Consider the following 3,202-nt stretch of genomic DNA (forward strand, 5'->3'; position numbering starts at 1 on the left):
GTCATGCCCACCAATACGTAAATAAGGGTGAATTTCCAGCCTAGTAGACTTAGCAGTAACAGTATGGCCACCTCGTTAATGAGTGGTGAGGTAAGCAAAAAGGACATAGTAATTCCTACGGGAATACCCGCTGAGGTGAAACCTAGGAATACGGGAATGCTGGAGCAGGAACAAAACGGCGTGATTGCGCCAAAACTCGAACCCATTAGGTAGCCAATCCCTCGATTTTTTTGTGCCAGGTAATCTCTGACTTGTTCAATGTTGAGGGAGGCGCGTATCAGTGCAATTAAGTAGATCATAACAACGAGCAGAACAAAGATTTTGCTAACATCTTCAACAAAAAAATGCAGGGCGTCACCGAGCTTGGTTTCCGGGCTCAAACCCAATATGTCAAAAACAAACCAGGCGGCAAGATCAGTAAATATCTGAAACATGTTTATCTACCCTCGTTGAAGAATATCAATTGCATGAAAGCACTCTATCTGGACGGGTTTTCATCGTTTCTAGTCGCCTGATGTTCATACTGAATTCTGAAATATTGGCGTCGCATGTTTGTGCTAAAACTGACTTAGCCCAAGATGGTAGACTAGGGTTTATCCTATAAAATACCCATTGCCCCATGCGCCGGTCTGTCAGAATGCCTGCTTTTTTGAGTAGTGCCAGGTGCCGGGAAACTTTAGGTTGCTCATACTCCAATGCTGCCATCAGTTCACAGACGCATAGCTCACCTTCATATTGAATCAGCATTAGGCATTTAAGCCTCAGCTCATCGCTCAGACTCTTGAATAATTGTAATGGCGATAGCTCGTTTGAATGTTGAGCATCAAGTATTGCTTGATTACTTTCGATTGCAGCAAAGCTATTAATTCGACGATTTATTTCAGTTAAGCTCATATGAAAACGTTCGATGTCGCTTAGGTCATCACCCTTAGATACCTTAGGGTCACTGAAGCTCCATTCTAATTTCTTCTCTTTTGCACCGAGTGATTTACATTCTTGAGTCGCCCTGTCACAAAGGGTAACTACGTAATCAAAATGTTGCCCGGCGAGTTCGTCAATATGCTTTGATTGATGAATGTTTTCGATACCGTGAGTTTTAAGAGCTGCCAAGGTTAGCGGGTGAACTGTTTCAGGGTTTGTGCCAGCACTAAACGCTTCGAATCGATTACCGTGATGGTAATTGAGTAGGGCTTCAGCCATTTGTGAGCGAGCTGAATTACCGGTGCATAGAAATAGTACGCGCTTCTTCATAATAGATATGATTCATCTTGATGATATATTTATATATGAATAAAAGTATATATGAAAAAACATATATTTAAAATTAGAAAAACTTGATTCGCGATTCGCCATATAAAAATGGTATTGATAACAGACTCAAACTGAGGTTGAGCCTAATCGGACATAGGAATAATATTAGTGTGTAGGGAAGCAGCCGGTTAAAGAAAGAGAGCGAGACCATTAGGGTTCGCTCATTACAGATTAGTGATAATTTAATTCCATCGTATACAGGCTATTGAGTATAGCTTGCTGATGATTAGGAGACTTTGAATTGATTGACTAGTTGTTCCAGTTCAATCGCGAATTCAGCTTGTTGCTCAGACAGTACGCGAGTGGTGCCAGCATTTTCTGTGTTGACTTCAGCGTGATCCTTAATGCCAACAATTTTCTCACTCATATCTTCAGCCACAGCACTTTGTTCTTCAGCGGCTGTCGCGATTTGGGTACTCATATTATTGATTTGATTGACCATATTGGTGACATTTTCCAATGAGTGGTTGGCGGTATTGGCTTGCTCTACAGTTTCATGGACCTTAGAGAGGCTTTCTTCCATCACACCCACCGCATTTTCAGCGTTTTCTTGAAGCTTATTAACGATGATGTCAATTTCTTCGGTTGATTCTTGGGTTTTACCTGCCAATGTTCTGACTTCATCTGCGACGACCGCAAAACCCCGGCCTTGTTCACCTGCTCTCGCGGCTTCAATGGCAGCATTAAGTGCTAGAAGGTTGGTTTGTTCAGCAATACCACGAATTACTTCCATAACTTTACTGACGTCTACGCAATCCTGTCTTAGTTCATCTAGTACGGTTTTTGTATTACTGGTTGTCTGCTCTAATGACTCGACGACATTGACGGCGGTATTAACAGTTTCTTTACTAGAGATTGTCTCGTCATAGGCTTCATTGGCGCTTTCAGAGGTGCTGACGATATTTTCGGCGACTTCTGAAATAGAAGCAGCCATTTCCGTCATAGCTGTAGCGACAAGTTCAATAAGAGCTTGTTGCTCGTCGAGGCTTCTTGAATTATCTTGGCTAGCGACTGTCAGTTCAGCAGAAGACTGGCTTGTTTGACTTGCAGCCTGGTGAATCTGCTCCAATACATGCTCAAAACTGCTTAGCATTTCATCGAAGTGTTGGGATAGCTCAGCGATTTCGTGTGAGCCACTTATGTTTGAGCGAATTGTCAGGTCCTTATCATGATTAATCTTTCGCATGACATGGGTTAGCCTTTGGATAGGAGCATTGATGGATCGGAATATGGCTAAATTAATAATAAGAATAATCACAGTCAGTACGCCGGTTATCATATAGAAGGTTGACTTACTTCGTGCTTTGGTTGCCTCTAACGAACTGTTCATCATGGCAGATAACGAAGTAAGCTGTTCCTCGCTTTGATGGATGGTAGCACGTAGCTGACCGAGCAAGCCTGTTTCGGGGCTTAATCCAAGTTCTTGTGTCTTAACCGTTAGCTTTCTAAAGTCATAAGCGTAAGCGTTCAGGTTTTTTCTGACCTGGTCTTTAATTTGCGAAGGTAGCGCTCTGCTATCCAAAGTAGACATTATTGCCGCCATATCAGTATTAAACTTATCGATGTATTTTGTGTCTAGTCGCAGCATAAAGTCTTTTTCTCGACGACGTAACATAAGTGTTTCCGCAAGCAGTTGGTAGTCTTTTAGCTCAGTAATAGCGGACTCAGCACTGTGTACTGATGCTCGAAGAGTACCGTAAAGCCCGGTTTTAGGTGTTAATCCTATTTCTTTTTGAGTTTTCGATATGGTTAAAAAAGTTTGATGATAGCTTTTTATTATGTCGCCTAATTTGGTGAGATTATCTTCAGTGTCAAACCCAAGTGAGTTGTTTAATACTTTTAGTTCGCTAATTTCTTTGTTTAGCTTTGCAACATTATCAGAGAATCGTGT

General features: G+C 41.8%; 3 protein-coding genes. All 3 read right to left on the bottom strand.

Annotation, left to right across the window (positions count from 1 at the left end):
• A partial coding sequence (locus tag A3757_RS21005) for a permease (protein WP_197470187.1) occupies positions 1–434 on the bottom strand: 434 nt, incomplete at its 3' end.
• A 25-nt stretch (positions 435–459) separates the two neighbouring features.
• Positions 460–1,251, bottom strand: a complete 792-nt coding sequence (locus tag A3757_RS28170; RefSeq protein ID WP_068511223.1) for a metalloregulator ArsR/SmtB family transcription factor — start codon at positions 1,249–1,251, stop codon at positions 460–462.
• A 286-nt stretch (positions 1,252–1,537) separates the two neighbouring features.
• Positions 1,538–3,202, bottom strand: a 1,665-nt coding sequence (locus tag A3757_RS21015) for a methyl-accepting chemotaxis protein (protein ID WP_068740246.1), incomplete at its 5' end; no start/stop codon positions are given.

It is taken from the genome of Oleiphilus sp. HI0117 (assembly GCF_001635235.1).